This window comes from Bernardetia sp. MNP-M8 (genome assembly GCF_037126285.1).
Classification (GTDB): Bacteria; Bacteroidota; Bacteroidia; order Cytophagales; family Bernardetiaceae; genus Bernardetia.
Genome location: NZ_CP147012.1, coordinates 2,314,702 through 2,340,229, shown reverse-complemented (window position 1 = coordinate 2,340,229; position 25,528 = coordinate 2,314,702). Strand labels below are relative to the sequence as shown.

Sequence of the window (25,528 nt, the reverse complement as noted above, 5' to 3'; positions counted from 1 at the left end):
TTCTCACTGCTGCTTTTTGAAACCGATGTCATTCCGTTCTTCGTAGTATTCCAAAATAAATAAAAAAGTAGGTTGGGCGTTGTCTTTAGCGAAGCGATGACTACGACCTATCAGTTTGACAAGTCTTAGACTTGCGAGTGATGGGTATCAATGCCGTTGCCTTTGTCTTTAACTTTGGCTTGCCGTTGTGATGACCAACAACAAACACTACCTCAAATCTATTCGTCCCACGCTTATTTAAGGATAAATTTTGTATTTTTGAGTACCATCTGTTCGCATGTATTCCACTACGAATTTACTAACTGCAACTGAACTTACATAACTACTAATTTGATTGGTTATATAGCTGTTTCTTGTGAGCTTTATATTATTTTTGTAGTGTTGAGTTTATAACAGTTGGGAGGGAAATGCCTAAGCTACGGCACTTCAACCAACACGAGATTTACAAAATTATAAAATTTCCCTCTCTACGGTCGGAATTTTATACCTTCGTAAATCCCTGCTTGGTAACAAAAACCTGCTGCTAACATTAGCTTAGCAAAAATGGGCGTAACGTTTTGACCCAGACATTTGAACATAAAAATAAATTTTGGAGGTTTAGAGAGGAACGACTAAGAAATTCCATCTTCGCTAAGCCGTAATCGTTTTAGGCAATTTAAAAAAAACATCATCATACAAATTATGAGAGGGCATTTAATCAAGGTAATTTTCTTTGTGCTTTTACCATTAACGAGCATTATCGCACAAGAAAACACACCATTTCTAACAGGAAAAGTCGAAATCTCAATAAAAGAAGGAACTTTTGATTGTGATTTAACCTTGAGCAATATTCCGAAAATAAAGGACTATTTCATTCGACTAAATTCTGGTATGAATATTCTTCATATACGAAGTAAAAAGCCAAACGACTTTTTAATTTATTTCAGCAAATCTCTTGCTGATACAACTTCGACGGGAGAATCTATTGCATACTATTTTAAAGATAATACTGGAAAAGGTAAGTTTCTTCCCAAATCTATTCAATTTAGATATGTTGGTAAATTTCCCGTTGCTAACGATACAATTGCGAATTATAGCCGAAAAGATTGGAAAGGCAATATTGCATTTAATCAAAATTCCGTCAGGTCAGATGGTCGTCAATCTTCGTGGTATCCCATTTTATATGACATTAGGAGTGACAAAATTTTTCATTTAGTCAAATATGACATCGATATATCCTGCAAAGATTGTAAAACATTGTATGTAAATGGGAACGAACCGATTAAAGCCGAAACTGCAAATTTCAAAAGTGACGTTCCTCGGGAATTAACCTTGTTTTGTGGTAATTACGATTTTACAGACATAAACGATACATATATTTTGAACTCAGACTTTAGTGAGAGTGAGGCAAAAAACTTTAGTGAGATGATCAATTCCTATAAAAAATTCTATGCCGACAAATTGAATATTCCATTCAAGCAATCTATTTCTTTTGTACAAACTACACCTACATCAAAAAAAGACGGTTGGATGTTTGTGTCATATCCTACAATAATGAGTATTGGGTGGCAAAATGGGTTGAAAAATATAATCAATCCTAAATATCAAGATTTTTACAGACCATTTATTGCACACGAATTAGGACACTATTATTTCGGAACGGTAAAGGATTTCAATTCAGAACTTGGCGATATGCTGAGTGAAGGCTTTTCAGAATTTATGTCATTGCAATTAACGAAAGAAATAATAGGCGAAGAGATTTATGACAAAAAAATAACTGAAAAATTTAATAATCTAAAAGACTTCAAAGCAAAACCATTTAAGCAAATAAAGTCCGATTCGGAATACAAGAATAGACAGTTATATGTTTATGATTTTGCACCTATTATTTTTACTGCGATAGAAAAAGAAATTGGAAAAGAAAAAATGTGGAATTGGCTAACCAATATTTTAAATACGCCAACCAAATTTACGAATTATGATTTTTTAGCTTCAACATTACAAAACACATTAAAAGACGATAAGGAATTTAATCTTTTAAAAGCTAAATATTTCGATAGTGAAAAAGCTCTTGAGAATGCGATTAACGAAATAGAAACGGAATAAAAACTGCCTATAACAACGGTAACCGATACACAAGCCTCACTTGTGCTATTTCTCCGTTCAGCTTAGAATAAATCGTAGTTAAGCGTTGTCTATTGACTACGATTTATCATTTTGGCAAATCTTCAGATTTGCGAGTGAGAGGTGTTTTATTTTCTCACTGCTGCTTTTTAAAACCGATGTCATTTCAAAAGATGATTTTAGTCTGAGATATTGGTATTTTTTTCTTTTTCAAAAAAAACATTTTAAAACTCTTTATTTTTATAGATAAAGAGTTTTTTTTGTATTCAATATTACTTATAAATTTCCTACCTTGTAGGAACTTACACAAAATGAAAAACACATGAATAAATATATTACTGTTACTGTTTTGAATGGATATTTTACAGTAATCTAGGACTCTTTACTCTTTTTAAAAAACATGTTATGACTTGGTATTTGTTTCTCTTTAGCTTTGTTATTTGTCAATTTAATTTTTCTGAACCTTCTGAAAAAAAGCTGTCTTTTGATATGATTTGGAGAGGGAAATCAGTTGGTACTTTGTATGCAACTCAAAAAAAAGCAGATTCTAAAACTCATTATCAGAGTTCGACCAACATTCAAATAAAGTTTATCAAGACCTTTGATGTAAATTATGAATATGATGTGCTGTTTGATAATGAGATATTACAAAGCGCACACGTAGATATAAATTATAATGGAAACAATCACGCTCAAGCTGATACAAAACGAAAAAATAATGAGTATCAAGTAATGAAAGATGGCAAACTTGAAACTACATTTAAAGAAACTATTCGTTATTCTACCATTTCCATGTATTTTGAAGAACCTGTAAATATTGGGCGTTGTTACTCAGAACAAGAAGGAGATTTTAATACTATTGTTCACTTGGGAAATCATAAATACAAAAAAACAAATACAAGTGGTAGGGAGAGTTTCTTTTTTTATAAAAATGGCAGCTTAGAAAAAGCAGTCATTGATGGAGGAATTGTTAGTTTTGAAATGGTCGTTAAAGAGAATTGATTTGAGACATATTTCTTATTTCAAAAGATAAAGTACGAAAATAAAAAAATAAAAACTATTGGCTTGTAATAACTGTTAGTCTATTTGTAATATATATTAAATTCAAATAAATTAAAAACTATTAAAATGAAAATATTAGTTATTGGAGCAAGTGGAAGAGTAGGAAGTTCATTAACTGAAAAACTTCTAGCCAAAGAACATGAAGTGATAGGCACAACTAGAAAAGATAAAGCTCTTTTTGATGCAAAAAATTATTCTCAAATAGAATTAGACTTAAACGCTTCTGTTGAAGAAATGGAAAAACAATTTCCAAATGATGTAGATGCTGTATTTTTTGTTTCAGGTTCTAGAGGTGAAGACCTTTTACAAACTGATTTACACGGCGCAATCAAGACAATGCAGGTTGCAGAAAAGAAAAATGTAAAGCGTTATATTATGCTAAGTACTGTTTTTGCAACAGATACAGATAAGTGGAGTGAAATTCCAAAAGATATGATGGATTATTATATTTCAAAGCATTATGCTGACCAGTGGTTGATGAAAAATACTAATTTGGATTATACCATTCTACAACCAAGTACACTCAAAGAAGAAAAAGCAACAGGAAAAATAGAAGTGAATATTGATAGTGCTGGCGAAAATTCTATTGAAGATGTCGCTGAAACATTGCTTAAAACATTGACTAATCGCTCTGCCTCTAAGAAAGTAATTACAATGCATAGTGGAGAGAAAAAAATTGAAGAAGCTCTAGCTCAATTATAAAAATAATATTGTCTTTATTGGGATTTTAGTATAGCAACACCTCAAATACAAACAGGTCAAAAAAGAGTAGTTATCTATTCTTTTTTGACCTGTTTTTATGTTAAAAATAATTTAAAGTTAGAATTCAGATTTTATTTTCTTCTTCCACTACGAGGTTTACGAGACTTATTTGAACTTACATAATTGTCTTCTTCTGTTTCCATCAACAAATCTATCGTTCTTTTTTCCATATCAACACCTTTTACTCGTACTTCTACTTTATTTCCTAGTGTATATGTTTTTTGAGATTTACGACCCACTACTCGTTGATTTTTTGGTTCATATTCAAAATAATCTCCTTTCAAATCTGATAGACGAATCATTCCTTCACAAGCTGTTGAGGTAATTTCTACATACAAACCCCATTCTGTAACCCCTGAAACCATTCCTTCAAAAACTTCTCCGATATGATCAGCCATAAATTCAGCTTGTTTGAAGCGAATAGAAGCACGTTCTGCATCAGAAGCACGTTTTTCCATATCTGAAGAATGACGAGCCATACTTTCATATTTGGCTGGGTCAACAGATTTAATATTATTTTTTAGGTATTTTTCAATCAGACGATGCGCCATCATATCAGGATAACGACGAATAGGTGATGTAAAGTGAGAATAATGCTCAAAGGCAAGTCCAAAATGTCCTGTTGGCTTGGTGGTATAAACTGCCTTTGCCATCGAACGAATAGCTAAAGATTGAAGTGTTTCGTATTCAGGTTTTCCTTCTGTATCTTGAACAAGTTTAGCCAAAGAAGCTGCAAAATGCTCTGGTTCTACATTTATATCATAGCCAAATGTTTTTGCCATAGCTTTCAAATTTGCTAATTTATCTGGATCTGGATCATCATGAACACGGTAAATCATTGTATTCTTCTCTTTTCCATTTTTATAACGGTAGACAAATTCTGCTACACTTTTATTAGCAAGCAACATAAATTCTTCTACAAGTTTGTGAGCATCTTTTCGAACTTTTGGAATAACCCCTAAAGGTTTTCCATTTTCGTCTAACTTAAATTTTACTTCTTGAGTTTCGAAACTAATTGCACCATGTTTAAATCGTTTGGCTTGTAGTTTTTTTGCAAGATCATTAAGTACATTTATTTCATCGGCATAATCTCCTTCTTTTGTTTCGATGCGCTCTTGTGCTTCTTCATACGTAAAACGACGATCTGAATAAATAACTGTTTTGCCATACCAACGTTTATGAACACTTCCGTTTTTGTCTAATTCAAAGACAGCCGAAAAAGCTAATTTTTCTTCTTGTGGACGCAATGAACACAAGTTGTTTGAAATTCTTTCTGGTAACATCGGAACAACTCTATCCACTAAATAAACAGAAGTTGCACGTTTTTGAGCTTCTTTTTCTAATAAAGTATTCGGACGAATATAATGAGTAACATCTGCAATATGGACACCTATTTCATAATTTCCATTTGGTAAATAAGAAAGTGAAATAGCATCATCAAAATCTTTTGCATCAACTGGGTCAATGGTAAAAGTCAGAATAGGACGGAAATCTCTACGTTTTTTGAACTCTTTATCTGTAAGGTCGTCTGGAACTTCTTCTGCTTTTTTAATTAACTTTTCATCAAACTCCATTGGCAAACCAAACTCTACCATAATGGCATGAATTTCGGCTTCGTTTTCTCCTACTTTTCCTAAAACTTCAGTTACTTCTCCAACAGGGTTTTTACCCTTTTCTTCTGACCATTTTACAATCTTAACGACTACTTTATCGTCATTAGTTGCTCCATTTAAATTATCCAAAGGAACAAAAATATCCATTTTTAATTTCTTAGATTCCACCACTACAAAAGCAAAGCGATTGAGTAATTGAACATTTCCAACAAATTCGGTTCTTCCACGCTCTACTATTTCTATTACTTCAGCTTCTGGATTTTTTCCTTTTTGTTTTCCTGTTAATCTAATTTTGACAATATCTCCAGTAATTGCTCCTTTTATCTTATGTCCTCCTACCCAAGCATCTTCTTCTAAGCCTTCACAGATAATATATGAAGAATCACGTCCTGCATCAACAGTACCAATGTATTCGTTTTTTTGTAATTCAGTATGTGATTTTACTTCTTTCGCTTCGTCTTTTTGTTCGTTTTCTAATCGATTAGATTTGTTAGAAAGAGCTTGTTTTTGTACAGTTACATCTCTAGTGGTTTCTTTTGCAGCATGTTTTTGTTGATTGTTTTGTTTTTGCTGCTGCGAAGAGTTCGTTTTAGGTTCTTCCTTTTTTGTCTCTTGTTTTACCTCTTGGGATTGTGTTTTAGGCTCTTCTTTTTTTGTAGTCGTATTTTCAGCAGCAGAAGCTGTGTCTACAATTTCTCTTAAATTTTCTTTTTGTTCTTTTTCTGTCAAGCCAATTCTTTTATAGAGTTGGCGAAGTGTAAAACTTTCAGATTTGCTTTGAGCAAGCGTTTCTATGAGTCCTGTGGCTAATTTTTGTATTTCTTCACGGCTCAGACGAGGGTTTTTCTCGTTTTTTGTTTTTTTTCTCTTTGTCATATAATAAAGTTAGAAGTTAGAAGCTAAAAACTAAAGAGTTAAATCAGAATTAGTCATTCTAATCTATTTTTAGATTCTTCTAATTTCGTAAGTGTTTAAATTGTGTTTGTTTGAATATATAGTTTAAAAAATGATTGTTTTATTCTCTCTTTTTTCTCTTTTCTGTATTATTAGGAAATAAATAAAAGTCTAAAAAATAATTAATTGCAAATTACATGAAATAATTGCGATTTGAAAATTATAACTATCTAACTACAAATGCCTAACCAATAAAGAAGCTAATAAAGTTCAAAAAGACTTTTTTTGCAAATATGAGCTTAATTGACAAGGGGTTTTTGATTTGGAATACTACCACCAATTCCCTTATCTTTATGAATTAAACATAAAAAGACGAGCAAAAGTTTGTTTTTATGTATTTTAATTTTAATCGTTTAATAAAAAAATAACAACTACTTATGGATTTTGACATCAAAAATATAAATATTGAAGAACTTCTAGTAACCTATGGACTTAAAGTAGTTTATGCTTTAATTGCACTCGTTATTGGCTGGGTAGTCGTCGGTTTCATTATCAAACTTATCAAAAAAGCATTGCATAAAGCCATTAATGATTTAGCATTAGCAAACTTTTTGACAAGCATTATTGGAGTTCTTTTAAAAGTTCTTTTGTTCATTGTCGTTGCTTCTATTGTCGGAATTGATACTACTTCTTTTGCTGCAATTATTGGTGCTGCTGGTTTGGCAATTGGCTTAGCTCTACAAGGAAGTTTGTCTAATTTTGCTGGAGGAGTTTTGATTATTCTTTTAAAACCATATCGTATAGGAGAGTTCATTGAGGCTAAAGGAATGCTCGGAACAGTAAAAGAAATTCAGATTTTTTATACACTTCTGAATACAACAGACAACAAACTCATTATTATTCCAAATGGAGAGCTTTCAAATAGTCCAATCACAAACTACTCAAGAGAACCAATCAGAAGAGTAGATATCACAATTGGAATTAGCTATGGAGATGATATAAAAACAGCAAAAGAAATTATGTCAAAAGCAGCAAATGCACATCCACTTGTTTTGAAAGAAGGAGATGCCCCTTCAAATCCAGTTATTGTAGTAACTAGTTTGGGAGATAGCTCAGTTAATATTGCTGTGCGCTCTTGGGCAAAAACTCCAGATTATTGGTCTGTACATAATGATTTGATTGAAGAATTAAAATATAAAATGGACGAAGCAGGAATTGAAATTCCATTTCCTCAACGTACAGTTTGGATGAAGACAGAAAATGTCGTTAGCGAAGACACCAAAAACAGCTAGAGAATCGTTAATTAATCTCTTTGGTCTCTTTGTTATTTAATCTTTAAATATCTTTACTAGAATTATACTGATGATGATTATCAAAATCATTGTTCCGTACATAAGAGGTTCTACGTAAAGATATTTTTTGTATTTCTGATACCATTCTTGAAATGATTTTTTTAGATTTTTCATACTGATTTGATTTTTTGTGAACTTCAAACTAAATTAATAAATTCAAGTTGTTTGAAAAATAGGTGTTTTTATCAGATTAATCAACAAAGATAATTTATAGAAAAACTGATTCCTAAGTAACTTTAAAAAAATAGACAATCATTTATAATCCTACAATAAAAGCAGTTTAAATGAATTTTACATCCCAACTTTTAGAAAACTATTCTCTCTACAAAGAAAGATTACTTGTATATAGACATTTTCAGCCTGAAGAGTTCAATCAAGTTTTATTTGATACAATAAAAAAGCAAAATTCTAATTTTGAACTAAAAAAGTTAGGAGAATCTGCCCAAAAACGACCTGTTTATCATCTTACTTTTGGAAATGGAAAAACACCTGTTTTGCTATGGTCTCAAATGCATGGAAACGAACCGACAGCAACCATGGCACTTTTAGATATTTTTCATTTCTTAGAAAATCCAATCACAGATGAAGATAAAAAGTTAGTAGAAATACTTAAAAGTCATTTCACGCTGCATTTTGTTCCTGTTCTGAATCCTGATGGAACAGCACTTTTTACACGCAGAACAGCTCAAGGAATTGATATGAATAGAGATTTTCTTCAACGACAAACACCAGAAGCAAATTTACTCATAGACTTAGCAGCAAAAGTACAGCCTCATTTCAGTTTTAATTTGCACGACCAACGCTCAAAATATTCTGTTGGTAAAAATCCAGTTCCAACTACTCTTGCTTTTCTTGCACCTGCTTTTGATAAAGAAACAACTATTAAAAAAGGAGGAATGCGACGTTTAGAAGCCATGCAAGTAATTTCTTTAATGGTGGAAGGATTAGAAAAAGAATTAGGTGGGAAAATGGCAAAATATGACGATGAATTCGAACCTCGTGCTTTTGGAGATGGCTTTCAGAAATTAGGCTACGGAACAATTTTGATAGAATCGGGGCATTATCCAAACGACTGGGAAAAACAGGAAGTTAGAAAGTATAATTATGTTTCTATTTTGAATGGACTTTTATCAGTTGCAAATAATTTGCATAAAGACAAATCAATAGAGGCCTACGAAAAATTACCTTTAAATGGAACACAGTTTTATGATGTCATTTTGAGGAATGTAGAAATAGAATTTCCTCAGTTTGTAAAATTTAGAGCAGATATAGCTTTTGAAAGACATTCTAAATTTGATATAAAAGAACATCAGTATCTTTTTAAAAGTGAAATAGTTGATATTGGAGATTTATCTACCTTTTACGGACACGAAGAACATAATTTTGAAAATTATGCTCTTGTAATGCAAAGTGAAAAAATAGCACTTGAAAGTAATCCAAATTTAGTATTTGAAAATATAGAAAATCCACAAAAGCGTTTTGTTGTTTTGAATGGTGTGGTTTCTGGATTGATATAGATTAATTTTATGCAATTTAATTCCGTTTTGCATCATTTAAGAAAGAAAATTAGTAATTTGATACTTGTATAATAGACATCCCTGTCTGTTAGTAAAAATATAAAAACTATGAATCCATTTTTGCATCCTCGTTGGATATTTTTTTCTACTATCCTTCCACAACTGACTCTTTTTATTATTTACTACAATGCTTTTCAAGTTTTTGGAATGGAGTTAGATGAACGTATAGTAAATAATTGGTATGTCTATGGTTTTAGTTTTTTAGGAGTTATCATTGCTCAAACTATTTATGCTGGATATTTGACCTATCACTCAAAACCTGTAAATGGTATTTGGTCGGTCGTTACGGTTGCAATTTATTTGTTTTTAATGCTTTCTTATTATTTGCAAGCACACGATTTAGTTCCTCGTTCTGTTCCTGATTGGATTCAGGGTGTTACTGATGTGCAGAGTTTTATGGGTATGTTTGTTTTTCCTTCTATGTTGCATGCCATTATTGTGGCTGTGGTTCATTTTACAGGAAAAGAAGAAGAGTCAAGTTATCATTTTTGGGCAATTCTGGTTATTCCATTGGCTATTTATTTGTCTATCACACTTCTCGTTCCATTTCTAAATCAAGCCTTCTCTTATAAATTCACAGAATTTGCCATGACAATTTTGATGTCTGTCATGATTATTTCTGCTTTATTTTGGCTGTTTAGATTAGTTTATTTGGCTTATCTCAACAATAAATTTCCTCATCTTCGCAGAGTTTTAGAAATTTTATTTATAGGAGCTTTTCCATTAGTAGGACTTTATTTGAGTAAAGAACTAGATAACCCACTAGGAAACTTTCAAAGTGTTTGGTTTTTCAGTTTTGCACTTTTTGCTGCTATTATTCTGATTACTCCTTCTTCTTCTTTTAAATTATACAAATATCGTTTTTTTCATTTTCTCTTAAAAGCCTTTGTTTTTCCTTATACAGTTTATTTTATGGTTGTTTTTATGCCATTTACGCCTCTTTCTGTAATTATGGTAATTATTGGTTTTGGTCTTTTGATGTTAACTCCTTTGGTTTTGTTTCTTATTCATGCGCAACAACTCTATCAAGATTATGATTATCTAACCAAAAATTATTCTAGTTCTTCGCTATTTATTAGTTTTTTAGTTGCTGCCCTAATTGTTCCTTTAGCTTTTTCATTAAATACTTATTATGACAGAGTTCAACTACATAAAGGCTTAGATTATTTGTATAGTTCTGATTATGATGAAAATAAAAGTACTCCAAATCCAAATTCTATTTCAGCAACTTTGAGCCACATAGAAAATTTTAAAGTGCGTAGAAATAGAGATTGGTTGAGTATTGGAAATGATGGAATTCCGTTGTTAGATAGCTTTTATAAATGGCTTGTTTTGGATAACATGACACTTTCCGAATCAAAAATAAATCTTTTGAATAATGTTTTTGTAGGAGAAGATATGCCCAAACCAACTGATACATGGCGTTTTTGGCAAGGACAAATTAATCAAAATAGAAATTTTGAAACAGGAAAAGGAGATAATACAGTAAAAATAGATAAAACAAAAATCACCTCAGTTTTTAATGAGAAACAAAATGCTTGGATAAGTCAAGTAGATTTGGTTTTGCATAATGCAGACGAAAATTTTGGACAACGAGAATATGCTACTTTTTTTGATTTGCCAGAAGGTGCATTTATCAGCAATTATTATTTGTATGTCGGAGAAGAAAAAGTAGAAGCTCTTTTGGCAGAGAAAAAAACAGCTTTATGGGTCTATCGTCAGATTGTAAATACTCGTAAAGACCCTGGAATTATTTATTATAATGATAAAGGAAAATTGGGTTTTCGTGTTTTTCCGTTTATTAGAAATGAATATAGAAAAACAGGATTTGAAATTCTACATGCTGAACCTTTTGAGTTAAAAATAGATGATTCGACAACTGTTTTCTTAGGAAAAAAAGAAGATTTGACAGATAAGGTACTGATTACTAATACAAATGGAATTGGTGTCAATGTTAAAGATTATTCAAAAGATAACACTGCAAACTTCAAAACTACATCTAATTCAAATTATATTTCTGCTAAAGAATTAACAGATTTAAAAACGATTACAAGAAAACCTTATTATCATTTTATTTTGGATAATTCGAAACACGGAGGAATAGGTAAAGAAAAATATATTGAGAGAATAGAGAAATTTGTATCAAATAATCCATTACAAACTAATTTAGAATCAAAATATACGCTTGTTGATTTTGAAGTAAATGACTTAGAAACGAATTGGAAGGAAGATTATTTAAAGAATACAAACAAAGGTGGATTCTTTTTAGAGAAAGCTGTCAAGAAAATTTGGCTAGAAAACTATTTACAAAACTTGAATCTTGATAATTCTGATAAAGCTACTTATCCGATTATTGTAGTTGTAAGTGACGAGCTAGAAGATGGCGTTTGGACAGGTTCTTTACACGAATGGAAAAAGTATGTTCCAGAAGGGTTTGAGTTTTATGAATTGGCTTCAAATAATAGAATTATGCTTCAAAATTTTGAGCATTTTAAAATGTTAGGAGAACCAGTTGATAAAATTTCAATCAGAGAAGTAAAACAGAAAGGGAATTACTTTTTACCAATTTCTATTAAAAATGGAATTACTTTACCCATTACCGAATTTGATAAAAAAGAAGAAATCACAAGTGCAGATATAGAAGCCTTTGAAAAACTACCAAAATATGCACAGGCTTTGTCTTTGCAAAATCTCAATGAAACAATGGCTTTATATCCAACACAAGCTGAAAAAAGATGGTTAGAGCAAGTTCAAAAAAGTTTTACAGCTCGCATTCTCACACCTGTTACTACCTTTATGGTTTTGGAAACGGAAGCACAACGAAATGCACTTTTGAAAAAACAAGAAGAAGTTTTGAGTGGAAAACGATTATTAGATTTGACAGATGCAAGACGCTCGTCAGAACCTAGTCTTTGGATTTTTATGGCAATTTTTGGAGTTCTGTTTTTGATAAAATATAAAATCAAATCTTGATTCAATGAGTATAAATTTATGAACACATCACTTACAGAGTTAGAAACATATATCAATTCTTATTTTGGCATTCAACAAGCTGAAAAGTTGCGTAAGGTAAGTGATTTGTTTAAACTAACAACACTCAAAAAAGGAGAGTTTTTCCTAAAAGAAAATAAACGTTGTGACAAACTTTGTTTTATCAAAAGTGGTTTGTTACGCATTTATGTTTTAAAAGAAGACAGAGAAGTTACACAATGGATTTCTACAAAAGGTTATTTTGTGACAGATATTTCAGGCTTTATGTTCGAAAAACCATCTCGTTGGAATATGCAAGCCTTAGTAGATACAGAAATTTATATCATAAAAAGAAGTGATTACAATAAAATTGAAAGTATAGAACCCAAGTGGTTTGACTTTGAAAAAATGTTTATTGTAAAATGTTTTGAAATGGTAGAAAACAGAGTTTTTAGTCACCTTTCTATGAATGCAGAAGAAAGATACAATGCCTATTTTGATATGAATAATGAAATTTTTAATCAAGTTCCTTTACAATATATTGCTTCTCTTTTGGGAATGAGTCCTGAAACATTGAGTAGAATTCGAAAAAAACAGCTTGAATTATAATCTATCTAACAAATAAAGGATAGAATTTTCTTGATATAGATCAAGAAATTGAATTTTGATAAAACGGATATTTGTCTTATTCAACTAAGAAACAAATATCACCTACATTAAAAACATTATGGCTTATCAAATTCAAACGTCGATTATCATCCATTCTCCTGCTCAAAAAATCTGGTCAATTCTGACAGATTTTAAAAATTACCCAAATTGGAATCCATTCATAAAATTTATAGAAGGAAATCCAAAAGTAGGAAATAAAATAACAGCTAAAATTCAGCCTCCTGATTCTAATTTAATGACCTTTATGCCAAAAGTTCTTGTTTTTGATGAAAATAAAGAATTTGTTTGGTTAGGAAATTTACTTTTTAAAGGATTATTTGATGGAGAACATCATTTTAAGCTCATCGACAACCAAGATGGAACAACTACATTTATTCAAAACGAAAATTTTAAAGGTTTGCTTGTTCCTATTTTCAAAAGTCAGTTAGATAAAAATACTAGAAAAGGCTTTGAGTTGATGAATCAAAAACTAAAAGAATTAGCTGAAAAACTATAAAATAAGACTGATATTAAAACATAAAACTTAATTTTGTAATTATATATCAGTAAAATCAAACTAGAATTAAGTTACGTTTTAATGAAAAAAGCAGCCATCATAGGAGCAGGAATCGCAGGAATAGGAACAGCTATTCATTTAGCCAATAAAGGATATAAAGTAGAAGTTTTTGAAGCAAATAGTTATGCAGGTGGAAAACTGTCAGAGTTTTGGAAAGATGGTTTTCGTTATGATGCTGGGCCTTCTCTTTTTACGCTTCCTGAGCGTGTGGAAGAATTGATTTTGAAGTCTGGAAAGAAAGTAGAAGATTATTTTTCGTATAAAAAACTAGAAACCATCAATAAATATTTTTGGGAAGATGGAACAAAATTAGAAGTCAGCGCAGACATAGAAACTTTTGCTAGTCAGCTAGAAGAAAAAATTGGCGAACCCAAAGAAAACGTGTTGAAATTTCTCAAAAACAGTAAAGAAAAATATGATTTGACAGCTGATTTATTCCTTACTCGTTCGCTTCATAAAGTAGAAACTTTTTTTAATAAAACGGCACTAAAGGCAGTTTCACAAATTTGGAAATTAGAGCTTTTCAAGACAATGAACCAAGCAAATAGCTCTAAATTTGAGAAGGAAAAAACGGTTCAGCTTTTCAATCGATATGCCACTTATAACGGTTCTTCGCCTTATGTTGCACCTGCACTTTTGAATGTAATTCCTCATTTAGAGTTTAATAAAGGAGCTTTTTTGCCAAATGGTGGAATGTTTGACATTACTAAAGCTCTTGTAAAATTGGGAGAAGATTTGGGTGTAAAATATCATTTTAATAAAAAAATAGAGGAAATAATTATTGATAAAGCAAGTGATAGAATTACAGGAATAAAAGTCAAAGATTCTAAAATAAAAGATGCTCAAATAGAAAATTTAGATTTTGATGTAGTTGTTTCGAATATGGATATTGTTCATACCTACAAAAAATTATTACCAAAAGAAAAAGCTCCAGAGTTTTTATTACAACAACAAAAATCGTCTTCAGCACTCATTTTTTATTGGGGAATGAATGCTGAATACAAAGAATTAGATTTACATAATATCTTCTTTACTAAAGATTATAGAAAAGAATTTAATGCTCTCTTTAATGGAAAAACACTCTACCAAGACCCAACAGTTTATATTTTTGTTTCTTCTAAACATATCAAAACCGATGCTCCAAAAGGCTGTGAAAATTGGTTTGTAATGATAAATGCACCTCATAACTTAAACGACGGTTCGCAAGACTGGGATGGTTTGATAAAAAAGGCAAAACAAGATATTATCAAAAAATTGGAACGAATACTCATGCGAAATGTAGAAGAAAATATTATTTCAGAATCCATTTTAGACCCACGGAAAATCGAACTCAGAACGTCATCTTTAGGAGGCTCTTTGTATGGCAATAGTAGCAACAATCGTTATGCAGCTTTTTTAAGACATGCTAATTTTTCCAAAACAAAAGGTTTGTATTTCTGTGGGGGAAGTGTGCATCCAGGGGGAGGAATTCCACTTGCTTTATCGTCTGCCAAAATTGTGGGAGAAATGATTGAAAATGCTTAACTTTAAGGAAGTTATGTCTTTTTTTGTTTCCTGTAGTGTTTAAAAACCTTTTACTTTTGAATTGGTTTTGTAGATTATCACTAAACAAAATGAAAATTATGGTTTTATATGAAGTGGAAAATGCCTTTCTGTTCTATGATAGAGAGTATGATATGATTTCTTTTAAATGGTTAGGAGCTGTAGCTGATGAAGAATACAGAACAGCAGTAAAAATTGCTTATGAGAAAACCGTAGAACTTGAAGTTACTCGTTGGCTCACTGATACAAGAGAAGGAAAAGTAGTTTCAACTGAGGCACAAAAATGGATGATTACTGATTTTATACCTAATTATATTTCTAAAAGTTCGCTTCGAAGAGTGGCTTTTTTAGTTTCTAAAGATGCTTTTAGACAAGAATACATTGATAAAGTCAAGAGATCATTTGGTGACTATCAAATAGAAGTTTTTGAAGACCCTAAAAAAGCTAAATTATGGCTAACTAGAATGTATAGCAAAAAAGAAGACATAGAAAATGAATTGAGAATAAAAGCAAGGCAAGAAAAATAGTTCTAGCATTTATAAATATTAGATAAAATGGATATATCTATACCACAACATTGTTTTCAAGAGTGGGATAAAATGAAACCAAAAGATGGAGGAAGATTCTGTGATATTTGTAAAATGTTTGTAGTTGATTTTTCTCAAATGACAAGAGAAGAAATAATAGATTATAAGCAAAAGACAGAAGGAAAACTTTGTGCAAAAATATCTACCTATCAGCTTACTACACAATCTACTCTCAAAACAAATCTTTATCTTAATAGCCTAAAGTCTATAAATAGAGAACTTGCAGACTCTTTCAATTACCTATTTTTACAAGGACAAGTTATTGATGGAAATGCAAATGGTATTCCAAATGTTATGGTTAATTTTAGTTGTGAGAAAGGAATACAAACTATTACTCATTTCGAAACAACAACAAGTACAAATAAGGATGGAGAATTCTCTTTTTACCTTCCAATTTCTATAGAAAATAATCAGTATAATAAAGATGTTTGGTTAAGTAATAGAAATAAAAGAGGATTATTTGTAGTTAAAAAAGAAGGCTTTGAAGAATATATCACTGACTATGAATTAAGATATGAAGCAAATAATTTTGTAAAATTACAAAGCAATACTTTTTTAAGAAAAGGTGATGATACTGAAATATATAAAGAAACTGTTTATGGAATGGTATATCAAAAGTTAGAGTCATTTATTCTTTCACCTATATAATCTAATTTGTAATATATTTATCAATAATTCGTATCTTTTTACTTTCATATAATGACTAGTACCACCTATACTTAATTAAGTATATAAATCTATGAAATAAAAAAATGTCTATTCTCCCTTTAAAAAACAACCTCACAAATCGCAGAGATTTTCTAAAAAAAGGCTCACTGACTGCTGCTGCATTACTTACAGGAGGTTTTTCTGCTTGTTCGTCTGAAAATATAATAAAAGAAAAACAATCTGATGTTCCTATCACCTCTGATGAGGTTTTTGAGTGGCAAGCAACTACTACTTGGCCTCCAAATTTTCCTGTTTTGGGAGAAGGAATTATAAAGATGGCTAAGGAAATTGAGATTTTATCAGCAGGAAGACTCAAAATTACTGTTTTTGGAGGTGGTGAACTCGTTCCTGCTTTGGAGGCCTTTGAAGCTGTTTCTTTGGGAGGTGTTCAGATGGCGCATGGTGCAGCGTATTATTGGGCTGGTCGTTTGCCTGCATCCTCGTTTTTTACGGCTGTTCCTTTTGGAATGAATGCCCAACAAATGAGTGCTTGGCTTTTTTATGGGGGTGGTTTGGAACTGTGGAGAGAACTCTATGAACCTTATAATTTGATTCCTTTTCCGTGTGGAAATACTGGCGTACAGATGGGAGGTTGGTTTAACAAACAAATTAATACACCTGATGATTTGAAAGGCTTAAAGATGAGAATACCTGGTTTGGGTGGAAAAGTGATTTCTGCTGCTGGTGGTTCGGCTGTCACAGTGGCTGGTGGCGAACTTTATACAAACTTAGAACGTGGTGTAGTGGATGCTGCTGAATGGATAGGTCCTTACCACGATTATAATATGGGTTTTCATCGTGTTTCGAAGTATTATTATTATCCAGGATGGCACGAACCAGGTTCTGTTTTAGAACTTATTGTAAACAAAAAAGCCTTTGAAAAATTACCTTTAGACTTACAAGAAATCGTAAAAACGGCAGCTTTAAAATACAACTCTTTGATTTTATCAGAATTTGAAGCAAAGAATAATTTTTATCTACAAAAAATCCTTAAAGAAGCTCCAAATGTAGAATTAAGACAATTTCCAAAAGAAGTTTTGGATTTATTAAAAGAAAAAACAACAGAGATTTTAGATGAAATTGCTGCAAAAGATGAGTTTGCTGCCCGTGTTTATGAGAGCTTTAAAACCTTTAAAAAGCAAGTCAAAAAATGGGGTGAAGTTTCGGAATGGTCTATTGTGGATTTTTTGTAGAATGAATTGAAACAGGGTCTATACTAATACTTTAAATCTGTCAGACTCAGAATCAATGTATTTTTTATTCTTCTTTGTGTCTATTAATGTGAGGTGGTGCATATTTCATTCTACTATATGATTCTCCTTTATATCCTTCCCAAATAATACAACGTATTCCAAACTCTAATACATATCTGTACTTCGATGTATTTTGTATTTACTAGAGATTAAATCTGTTTCTTTTATTATTTCATAATTACCATTGTATTCACTTATGGCTTTATTTTTTTTAGTAAAAATCCAATTTTTAGTTTTGATAATTAATAAAGTTGCTTCATTTTTGCCAAAATCTGATGGTATAGATATGCTCTTTTCAGTATGTTTAGATATTTTTGCACTATTTTCTAATAAAACTAAGCTAATTTTTACCTAAAAAAGTCCTAAAAAATAGATTATGTAATTTATCATTATGTAATTTTATTGTATAAAGCGTAGATTTTCAGCGTATTATGACTTTGTTAAAGAATCTATTTTTTAAATTAAAAAAAACTAATAGTATCTTTCGAGTGCTCTAAAATTGGATTTTTTATATAAATAGTAAGGATAATTAACCTTTATAATAAACACAGTTGCATTATTTGGCTGAAATTTAATTTTACCAAATTTAATTTTGACTTATTAATCACAATCACACAACTCAAGTAATAAAAACATATTAATCAGTATTTGATTCTGCAATATTAAGCCCTATATTTGGAGTATACTAAAACAAGGAATTATACAAAACTTCTTTATCACTCTTAGTTTTGTCTTTCCATTAAACTATTTCAAGACCCTTGTTTTTTTATTTAAAATTATAATATACTTTTACACTTCAAAAATTTTACGCTATGAATACTCAAAATAACTCAAAGCAAATTGATGCTCAAAATGAGCTTTTTGCAGAATTAGAAAATGAACTTCTTACTGAAGAATTAGAAGAAAGACTAGAAATGACTACTAGTGCAAGTACAGAAGATAACGATCCACCAAAACTACCTGGTTAATACTTAAGTGTTTTAAAATAGGTCGAACTTATCTATATATACTTTCAAAAAATAAAATATGTGTTTAATTAATTAATGAGCCTTATCTAATGTAATTAGATAGGGCTTTTATATTTATAAAATTTAATTTTTCATAAATAACTTCTTTTTAAACATCAAAACGAACTATTACTTTATTAAATTTGTTTTTAGTTCTATGTATTTCATTAGAACAATTTTGTGCTTTTATTTAATTAACTTTTTTATTCACAATCATGTTAGAATTCGATCAAGACGAATATTATATTGGGGGCATTTCTGCACTCTCACTTTCAGAAAAATATGGAACTCCTTTGTATGTATATGATGCAAAGAAAATGGAAACACAATACAAACAGCTTTGTAAGGCGTTTTCAAAAACCAAAATGAAGGTACACTATGCTTGTAAAGCTCTTACAAATATTTCGGTTTTGAAATTCTTCAAATCTTTGGGTGCAGGGTTAGATACTGTGTCTATTGAAGAAGTTCAACTTGGTCTTTTAGCTGGTTTTGAGCCTTCTGATATTTTATTTACACCGAATTCAGTTGCATTAAGTGAAATAAATGAGGCAGTAAATTTGGGGGTACAAGTAAATATTGATAGTATTTCAGTTTTAGAAGAGTTTGGACATCAATGGGGAGGAAAAGTTCCTGTTTGTGTACGTATAAATCCTCACTTGATGGCTGGTGGAAATGCAAAAATTTCTGTGGGGCATATAGATTCCAAGTTTGGAATTTCTTTATATCAAATGCGTCATGTGCAGCGTATCGTAGAAGCCTATAAAATGAAAATTACAGGACTTCATATGCATACAGGTTCTGATATTTTAGATGTAGAAGTATTTTTGAGAGGATTAGATATTTTATTAGAAACAGCAGAAGATTTCCCAGATTTAGAATATATAGACATGGGAAGTGGTTTTAAGGTAGCATATAAAGAAAATGATATTACAACTGATATTGATGCCTTAGGTGAGCAAGTTTCAGAGCGTTTTAATGAATTCTGTGCATCGTATGGAAGAGATTTGACACTCGTTTTCGAACCTGGAAAATATTTGGTAAGCGAATCTGGAACATTTCTAGCTTCAGTAAGTGTTCTCAAAACAACTCCTACGGCTGTTTTTGCTGGTCTTAATTCAGGTATGAACCATCTAATTCGTCCTATGTTTTATGAGGCTTATCATCATATTACAAATATTTCTAACCCAACAGGAGTTGCCAGAATTTATAATGTGGTAGGTTATATTTGTGAAACGGACACCTTTGGTGCAAATCGTAAACTCTCAGAAGTAAGAGAAAATGATGTTCTTGCTTTCCAAAACGCAGGTGCGTATTCTTTTATGATGTCTTCTAATTATAACTCTCGTTTTCGTCCTGCTGAAATCTTAGTATATGAAGGAAAAGATTATCTTATTAGAAAAAGAGAAACCTTTGAAGATATTACAAGAAACCAAGTAGAGATGGATTTTTCAACTATTTCTGTTGCAAATAAAAATAAAGAGGAAGTAATTTCCTAGGTGATGATAATAATAAACCAAAAAATGATTTGTCTACTATTATTTATTATTAGGCAAATCATTTTTGTACAGACACTTTTAAAACTCAATAATCTGAGATAACAAATATTCAATCGAAGCCCAAGTATTATTCAAAATATAAGGAATTTCAATTTCTTTAAGCCATGTTACTTTTTCTATTCCTTCTTCAATTTGTGGTTGTGGTGTGCTTTCATCTTCTGTGCTCATCTCAAACCAGTAGGTTTTTTTGATAATTTCTTTTCCTTCGTATGTATAAATATGGTAAGTAGTAGGCAATTCTTTTACAATTTCTGCTTTTACTCCACACTCTTCTTCCACTTCTCTAACAGCAGCTTCTGCATTGGTTTCATTTTCTTCTAAATGTCCTTTTGGCAAATCCCATTTTCCATTTCTAAAAATCCAAAGTTGTAGAGTATTACGAATAACCAAACCTCCAGCAGCTTCTCTGATTTTGAATTTTTTAGCAAACTCTTCAAATGACTTTGCTATATCATCCGTTTTTATATAAGCTCTAGTAAAATCAGTTCTTGTTTTTAAAGAAAGGTATAATTTATAACTGTCTTTTATTTTTTCAGTTTGCAAAATACGTCCTCCTGTTACTTCAGGATATTCATTGACAAATTCTAAATAATTATTTTGAACAAAAATACGCATCGATTTTTTTATTTTTTTTGATAAGATAATAGAGAACTTTTAAATGCAAGAGTTAAAAACTAGAGGTTATACACTACAAAAGTGCAAAAAAAATCCCTTTTAGACTAGTATTTTTTCTTAAAATATAAATATAATCAAATTTTATATTTAAAAAATTACATAAATACTATTTAGTTCTTCTTGATGATTAGTAACCACATAAGTAGCTTATTTGTTGATTGATAAATATATTTTTTCTAAAGAGTTAGAATATATGGAATAAAATGATTAAATTAGTTTAGCTACTTATCTAGTTAATTGACTTACTGAATAAAAAAATGATGTAAAAATAGATAAAGAAGTAGTTTAAGAATTAGGAACTTAAATAAAATAACCAAAAATAAACTAATAATTCGATTAAGATTGTATTTTAATTTACTGAAAAGATATGTCCATACCAGAAAAGGGAGTAGAAATTCCCAATAAAACAGAAGAAGCAAAAAAAGAACAAGGACTTACAGAACAACAATTAGAACAGGAAAAAAATGATATTTTGCAACGCTATCGCCACTTAATGCGATTAGCACGTCCATATATGCAAGGAGATGATGCAAAAAAAATCAAAAAAGCATTTCAGATAGCAACCGAAGCACACGGAAATGTACGTAGAAAATCAGGAGAACCGTATATTTTTCATCCTATTGAGGTTGCACGAATTGTTGTAGAAGAAATGGGGTTGGGAACAACTTCAATTATTTGTGCTCTCTTGCATGATGTTGTTGAAGATTCAGATATTCCTCTCTCAAGATTAGAAAAAGAGTTTGGAAGCCGTGTTGCCAAAATTATTGATGGACTTACAAAAGTGCCTAGTGATATGTTTGGGCAAGAAAAATCTCAACAAGCCGAAACATTTAGAAAAGTTCTTTTGACAATTTCGGAAGACATTCGTGTTGTTCTTATCAAAATTGCAGACCGTTTGCACAACATGCGTACACTAGAAAGTATGCCAAGTGCAAAACAACTCAAAATAAAAGCAGAAACACAGTACATTTATGCTCCTCTTGCTCACCGTCTAGGGTTGTATAACATTCGTTCCGAACTCGACGATTTGTCTTTAAAGTATTCCAACAGAAAGGCATACAATGAAATTGTTGAGCATATCAAAAGAACTAAAGCTTCTCGTACTCGTTTTATTAATGAATTTAAGAAGCCAATTGAAGAAGAATTAGCACGCCAAGGACTTGATTTTGAAATTAAAAGTAGAATGAAATCTATTTCTTCTATTCAGAAGAAAATGGTTAAGCAGCAGATTCCTTTTGATGAAGTTTATGATTTGTTTGCTATTCGTGTTATCCTAAATACAGGAGTAGGAGAGGATGAAAAAGCTGCTTGTTGGCGCACCTACTCTGTCGTAACTGATTTTTATCAACCTAGTCCACAGCGTTTGAGAGATTGGATTAGCGCACCCAAAACGACAGGTTATGAATCACTTCATACGACTGTTATGAGTAAAAGAGGACAATGGGTAGAAGTACAGATTCGGACACATAGAATGGATGAAATAGCCGAAAAAGGATATGCAGCACATTGGAAATACAAAGGAGGTACAGATAAGAGTGAATCTAGTATTGAAGGTTGGATTGCTAGAGTGAGAGAGAGTATTGAAAACAAAGACCTGTCTGCATTAGAGTTTATTGATGAGTTTCAGAATAACTTCTTTAGTGATGAGATTTATGTCTTTACACCAAAAGGAGATTTAAAAGTTTTGCCTCAACAATCTACTATTTTGGATTTCGCTTTTGATATTCATTCAGAGATTGGTGAACGTTGTATGGGTGGCAAGGTAAATCATAAACTTGTTCCTCTTAATTACGAACTTCAAAATGGTGACCAAATAGAAATATTAGTTTCCTCTAAGACAAAAGTAAGTGAAGATTGGCTCTCTTATGTTCGTACCTCAAAGTCAAAACAACTTATTCGTCAGGCTCTTAAAAAAGACCAAAAACAAGTTATTGAAGATGGAAAAGATATTGTAAAACGAAAACTCAAACAACTCAAGCTTGAATTTAATGACGAGACTGTCAATCAACTTTTAGATTATTTTAGTTATAAATATGCTTCTGATTTTTATTATGCTGTTGGCAAAGGAAAAATTGAGCATACACAAATTAAAAAGTTTAAAGAAGAAGACGAGCAATACAAAGCTTCAAAAGTAAAACCAAAGAAAGAAACTAAAGCACACAAAAAGAAGAAAAAAGATGATATTCTTCTTATTGGTGGAGATTCTACCATAGAATTTCACTTATCTAAATGTTGCCATCCAATACCTGGTGATGATATTTTTGGACTTACTACAAGTGGACGAGGAATCCGTATTCATAGAACAGACTGTCCGAATGCTGTTGCAATTATGGCATCCTATGGAGACAGAATTATTTCTGTAAATTGGGCTAGTCAGAAATCACAGACATTTGAGGTTCTTCTTACCATTATTGGAGCTGATAGAATGGGACTTGTCAATGATGTTACTCGTATTATTTCTAATCAAAATAAAGTTAATATTTGTGGAATTAGTTTTGATATTCATAAAGAAACAGTATTTGAGGGAAAAGTTCGTCTGCGTGTCTTAAATACTGAGCAAGTACAAAAACTAATTATGGAACTCAAAGAACTTGATGGAGTCGTACAAGTTATGAGGCAGGATGAAGATGAAATTTTGACTGATTAGAATTTTTAATAAAAAAGAATAACCTTAGTCCAAAAAAGACTAAGGTTATTTTATGATTATTTTCCAAAACAGAAAAACAACCTTTCCAATTTGAAAAACAAGATGTTGTAAAAATTTTGTCAAAAAAACAAAATACTCTTATCTGGGCTTTAAATGGCTATTTTTTATGATTAGAAATTATTTTCTTATCTATTTTGCTATTGGCAAGCCTATTGAAATATATAAGTCAAATGAATGGCTCTCAAAGTAACTGATTTGCAAAACTGAAAAGCTAAGCAAAAATTTTTTAACAGTAACTTTATTTTTTAGGAATCATTCATCAAGAAAGTGAAAATTGAGCAGTATGTGGTTTGTTAGTCAGAAATGATTATTTTTAGCAAATCCTTATTTTTTAACTGTTCAGTTATACTTTTATCATTTTAAGAAATAAGCACAATTCCTTTTTATTGGTTTAATAAGGCAAATGCTTTCTACTATTCTTCTTGTATCTAAAAATATATAAATCTGAAAGAGCAACTTCTTTATTTTCTCTATCTGATTTTTTTATTTGAATGTAAAATGTATGAAAATATTCTTCATTAATTTTATCTAATAGTTTTACAGCTCTTTCATTTCCATCATCAGCAATATAATTCCAAAAATGTTCTCCAAAAGGTGTTACCAAATGTTCATATATAGAAGTAGTATCAAAATGAGATAGAAAACAAGCGTTCTTTAGTTTTATAGCATTTATAACTGCATCTGCATCATCATAATTGATAATAGTTATTCCATTTACTTGAAATAACATTTTCTTTATCTTCCCTGTACTATCAAATTTTTCTTTTGAAGAATAATCTCCATTCAAAAAACCGATTCCCATAGGATATATAATTTTACTTTTTGTTTCTCCATTTCTGTCTTTTATGTAAGTCAAGACTTTAGGAAGTTTTATTTTTATCCAATCTCCTTCTTTCCCTTTCCAAACTGTGTTTGGATCATTATCAATCAAATATTCTGCATTTTCGGCTGATGAAGAAATTGATGTAATTGGAAAAAATTCATATTCTCTCTTCAAATTGTTTGCAATTACTCTTCTTTGATTATTGTAAATAACAGCTAAATAAGAACGTTTCTTGAGGTCGAAATCTTTAGTTTTGAATGTATAAACTCCCTTTTCATTTTTCAGATTTTCTAATCCCTCAATTTTTGGATTGCATTCATGTTGATACAGATCTGATAAATCTATTATTACAGAAAAGTCTTTTACAATTCCATCTGCCCAACTACTTGAAGGAAATAAATCATAAACAAATTGCCTTTCAGAAGGAGTAGGAATAAATCCAAAACCATAATAATAATCGCTTCTATAATTTTGAATAGCATATATTACAGTAAGTGTTTGGATAGCTTCTTTTTCAAAGTCTAATTTTAGTGCATACCATTGCCTATCTATTTTACTTTCCACAAAATGTACTGTATTATTATAGTTATGACCTCTTTTGCTTTGATAGTCTTCTTTTACTCTCCAATATGTATATTTTTGACGAACATCATTAACCCAAATATCAAAATTTAGAAGACTTATGTAATCTTTAGTTTTCCAAGGTTCTTCATACATATCCACAGGAAAACCATAATGTACAGACTGTGTATTTCCATTATTTTTCAAAAAATAAGTAACTTCAATAAACGTAGTATCACTTACTATTTTTATTCTCAAATCTTCTTTCAAAAGTGAAATATCAGCTTTTTGAAGTAAACGAATATTGCCCGTTTTTTTGAAATAATTTTCATCTACAACTCCTCCGTTTGCAAAAGCTAGAGAGAAATTTAGGAAACATAGAAGGAAAATTAGAATTATGTTTTTCATAGAAAAATAATTGATAGGGTCATTAAACTTTGATAGTAGTTCTGATTGTGTTTGAAACTATTGTGATAGTCTAACAGACTACTAACAAAGTTTTTATACAAAAGAAAAACGCTATAAATAATTGAAAATTTCATTTGTACTCA

The 25,528-nt window shown here is 30.7% G+C and carries 19 protein-coding genes; 15 read left to right on the top strand and 4 right to left on the bottom strand.

All coding sequences use genetic code 11. The features are described 5' to 3' along the window. The first annotated feature begins 681 nt into the window (after positions 1–681). The 3 genes from V9L04_RS09695 (at position 682) to V9L04_RS09685 (ending at position 3,867) form a co-directional block, all read left to right on the top strand. Complete coding sequence (locus tag V9L04_RS09695) at positions 682–2,085, top strand: hypothetical protein (RefSeq protein WP_338793890.1); 1,404 nt, start codon at positions 682–684, stop codon at positions 2,083–2,085. 423 nt (positions 2,086–2,508) lie between these two features. Then, positions 2,509–3,105, top strand: coding sequence for a DUF6134 family protein (locus V9L04_RS09690; protein ID WP_338793889.1), 597 nt, complete (start codon positions 2,509–2,511; stop codon positions 3,103–3,105). 126 nt (positions 3,106–3,231) lie between these two features. Beyond that, the gene (locus tag V9L04_RS09685; RefSeq protein WP_338793888.1) at positions 3,232–3,867 is read left to right on the top strand and encodes an NAD(P)H-binding protein; all 636 of its coding nucleotides are present in this window, start codon (positions 3,232–3,234) and stop codon (positions 3,865–3,867) included. Positions 3,868–3,998: 131 nt separating this feature from the next. Here V9L04_RS09685 and rnr read toward each other — a convergent pair whose 3' ends face one another. Further along, complete coding sequence (rnr, locus tag V9L04_RS09680; protein WP_338793887.1) at positions 3,999–6,416, bottom strand: ribonuclease R; 2,418 nt, start codon at positions 6,414–6,416, stop codon at positions 3,999–4,001. A gap of 455 nt (positions 6,417–6,871) precedes the next feature. Here rnr and V9L04_RS09675 point away from each other — a divergent pair, with 455 nt between their 5' ends. Beyond that, positions 6,872–7,726 (top strand): mechanosensitive ion channel family protein, encoded by an 855-nt coding sequence (locus tag V9L04_RS09675; RefSeq protein WP_338793886.1) that lies wholly within the window; start codon positions 6,872–6,874, stop codon positions 7,724–7,726. A gap of 36 nt (positions 7,727–7,762) precedes the next feature. Here V9L04_RS09675 and V9L04_RS09670 read toward each other — a convergent pair whose 3' ends face one another. Further along, positions 7,763–7,900: a hypothetical protein gene (locus tag V9L04_RS09670; RefSeq protein ID WP_338793885.1), complete on the bottom strand. Its 138-nt coding sequence runs from the start codon at positions 7,898–7,900 to the stop codon at positions 7,763–7,765. Positions 7,901–8,070: 170 nt separating this feature from the next. Here V9L04_RS09670 and V9L04_RS09665 point away from each other — a divergent pair, with 170 nt between their 5' ends. From V9L04_RS09665 to lysA, 10 genes are all read left to right on the top strand, one after another. Next, complete coding sequence (locus V9L04_RS09665) at positions 8,071–9,303, top strand: M14 family zinc carboxypeptidase (RefSeq protein ID WP_338793884.1); 1,233 nt, start codon at positions 8,071–8,073, stop codon at positions 9,301–9,303. 108 nt (positions 9,304–9,411) lie between these two features. Next, entirely contained in the window at positions 9,412–12,336 is a 2,925-nt protein-coding gene (locus V9L04_RS09660) for an MSEP-CTERM sorting domain-containing protein (RefSeq protein ID WP_338793883.1), read from the top strand. A gap of 18 nt (positions 12,337–12,354) precedes the next feature. Continuing rightward, positions 12,355–12,942 carry a Crp/Fnr family transcriptional regulator gene (locus tag V9L04_RS09655; RefSeq protein WP_338793882.1) on the top strand — a complete coding sequence of 196 codons (588 nt, stop codon included), beginning with the start codon at positions 12,355–12,357 and terminating at the stop codon, positions 12,940–12,942. 118 nt (positions 12,943–13,060) lie between these two features. Then, positions 13,061–13,498, top strand: coding sequence for an SRPBCC domain-containing protein (locus V9L04_RS09650; protein ID WP_338793881.1), 438 nt, complete (start codon positions 13,061–13,063; stop codon positions 13,496–13,498). An 81-nt stretch (positions 13,499–13,579) separates the two neighbouring features. Beyond that, positions 13,580–15,082, top strand: coding sequence for a 1-hydroxycarotenoid 3,4-desaturase CrtD (gene crtD / locus V9L04_RS09645; RefSeq protein ID WP_338793880.1), 1,503 nt, complete (start codon positions 13,580–13,582; stop codon positions 15,080–15,082). An 89-nt stretch (positions 15,083–15,171) separates the two neighbouring features. Then, positions 15,172–15,627, top strand: coding sequence for a hypothetical protein (locus V9L04_RS09640; RefSeq protein ID WP_338793879.1), 456 nt, complete (start codon positions 15,172–15,174; stop codon positions 15,625–15,627). A 27-nt stretch (positions 15,628–15,654) separates the two neighbouring features. Continuing rightward, a complete protein-coding gene (locus tag V9L04_RS09635; RefSeq protein WP_338793878.1) occupies positions 15,655–16,335 on the top strand; it encodes a hypothetical protein in 681 nt (226 codons plus the stop codon). A gap of 104 nt (positions 16,336–16,439) precedes the next feature. Beyond that, positions 16,440–17,588, top strand: a complete 1,149-nt coding sequence (locus tag V9L04_RS09630) for a substrate-binding domain-containing protein (RefSeq protein ID WP_338793877.1) — start codon at positions 16,440–16,442, stop codon at positions 17,586–17,588. 872 nt (positions 17,589–18,460) lie between these two features. Continuing rightward, positions 18,461–18,616 carry a hypothetical protein gene (locus tag V9L04_RS09625; protein ID WP_338793876.1) on the top strand — a complete coding sequence of 52 codons (156 nt, stop codon included), beginning with the start codon at positions 18,461–18,463 and terminating at the stop codon, positions 18,614–18,616. A 254-nt stretch (positions 18,617–18,870) separates the two neighbouring features. Continuing rightward, on the top strand, positions 18,871–20,151 hold the full coding sequence (gene lysA, locus V9L04_RS09620; RefSeq protein ID WP_338793875.1) for a diaminopimelate decarboxylase: 1,281 nt from the start codon (positions 18,871–18,873) through the stop codon (positions 20,149–20,151). 78 nt (positions 20,152–20,229) lie between these two features. On the opposite strand, the gene V9L04_RS09615 is transcribed toward lysA, so the two are convergent. Then, positions 20,230–20,826, bottom strand: a complete 597-nt coding sequence (locus V9L04_RS09615) for an NUDIX domain-containing protein (RefSeq protein WP_338793874.1) — start codon at positions 20,824–20,826, stop codon at positions 20,230–20,232. Between the two features lie 427 nt (positions 20,827–21,253). Here V9L04_RS09615 and V9L04_RS09610 point away from each other — a divergent pair, with 427 nt between their 5' ends. Continuing rightward, the gene (locus tag V9L04_RS09610; RefSeq protein WP_338793873.1) at positions 21,254–23,533 is read left to right on the top strand and encodes a RelA/SpoT family protein; all 2,280 of its coding nucleotides are present in this window, start codon (positions 21,254–21,256) and stop codon (positions 23,531–23,533) included. Between the two features lie 451 nt (positions 23,534–23,984). Here the strand turns inward: V9L04_RS09610 and V9L04_RS09605 are convergent, their stop codons facing one another. Continuing rightward, complete coding sequence (locus tag V9L04_RS09605; protein WP_338793872.1) at positions 23,985–25,385, bottom strand: hypothetical protein; 1,401 nt, start codon at positions 25,383–25,385, stop codon at positions 23,985–23,987. Positions 25,386–25,528 lie beyond the last annotated feature (143 nt).

Bases quoted from the DNA above. Each gene is read 5' to 3' on its own strand.
- V9L04_RS09695 (WP_338793890.1), top strand. From the start codon at position 682: ATGAGAGGGCATTTAATCAAGGTAATTTTCTTTGTGCTTTTACCATTA.
- V9L04_RS09690 (WP_338793889.1), top strand. From the start codon at position 2,509: ATGACTTGGTATTTGTTTCTCTTTAGCTTTGTTATTTGTCAATTTAAT.
- V9L04_RS09685 (WP_338793888.1), top strand. From the start codon at position 3,232: ATGAAAATATTAGTTATTGGAGCAAGTGGAAGAGTAGGAAGTTCATTA.
- rnr (WP_338793887.1), bottom strand. From the start codon at position 6,416: ATGACAAAGAGAAAAAAAACAAAAAACGAGAAAAACCCTCGTCTGAGC.
- V9L04_RS09675 (WP_338793886.1), top strand. From the start codon at position 6,872: ATGGATTTTGACATCAAAAATATAAATATTGAAGAACTTCTAGTAACC.
- V9L04_RS09670 (WP_338793885.1), bottom strand. From the start codon at position 7,900: ATGAAAAATCTAAAAAAATCATTTCAAGAATGGTATCAGAAATACAAA.
- V9L04_RS09665 (WP_338793884.1), top strand. From the start codon at position 8,071: ATGAATTTTACATCCCAACTTTTAGAAAACTATTCTCTCTACAAAGAA.
- V9L04_RS09660 (WP_338793883.1), top strand. From the start codon at position 9,412: ATGAATCCATTTTTGCATCCTCGTTGGATATTTTTTTCTACTATCCTT.
- V9L04_RS09655 (WP_338793882.1), top strand. From the start codon at position 12,355: ATGAACACATCACTTACAGAGTTAGAAACATATATCAATTCTTATTTT.
- V9L04_RS09650 (WP_338793881.1), top strand. From the start codon at position 13,061: ATGGCTTATCAAATTCAAACGTCGATTATCATCCATTCTCCTGCTCAA.
- crtD (WP_338793880.1), top strand. From the start codon at position 13,580: ATGAAAAAAGCAGCCATCATAGGAGCAGGAATCGCAGGAATAGGAACA.
- V9L04_RS09640 (WP_338793879.1), top strand. From the start codon at position 15,172: ATGAAAATTATGGTTTTATATGAAGTGGAAAATGCCTTTCTGTTCTAT.
- V9L04_RS09635 (WP_338793878.1), top strand. From the start codon at position 15,655: ATGGATATATCTATACCACAACATTGTTTTCAAGAGTGGGATAAAATG.
- V9L04_RS09630 (WP_338793877.1), top strand. From the start codon at position 16,440: ATGTCTATTCTCCCTTTAAAAAACAACCTCACAAATCGCAGAGATTTT.
- V9L04_RS09625 (WP_338793876.1), top strand. From the start codon at position 18,461: ATGAATACTCAAAATAACTCAAAGCAAATTGATGCTCAAAATGAGCTT.
- lysA (WP_338793875.1), top strand. From the start codon at position 18,871: ATGTTAGAATTCGATCAAGACGAATATTATATTGGGGGCATTTCTGCA.
- V9L04_RS09615 (WP_338793874.1), bottom strand. From the start codon at position 20,826: ATGCGTATTTTTGTTCAAAATAATTATTTAGAATTTGTCAATGAATAT.
- V9L04_RS09610 (WP_338793873.1), top strand. From the start codon at position 21,254: ATGTCCATACCAGAAAAGGGAGTAGAAATTCCCAATAAAACAGAAGAA.
- V9L04_RS09605 (WP_338793872.1), bottom strand. From the start codon at position 25,385: ATGAAAAACATAATTCTAATTTTCCTTCTATGTTTCCTAAATTTCTCT.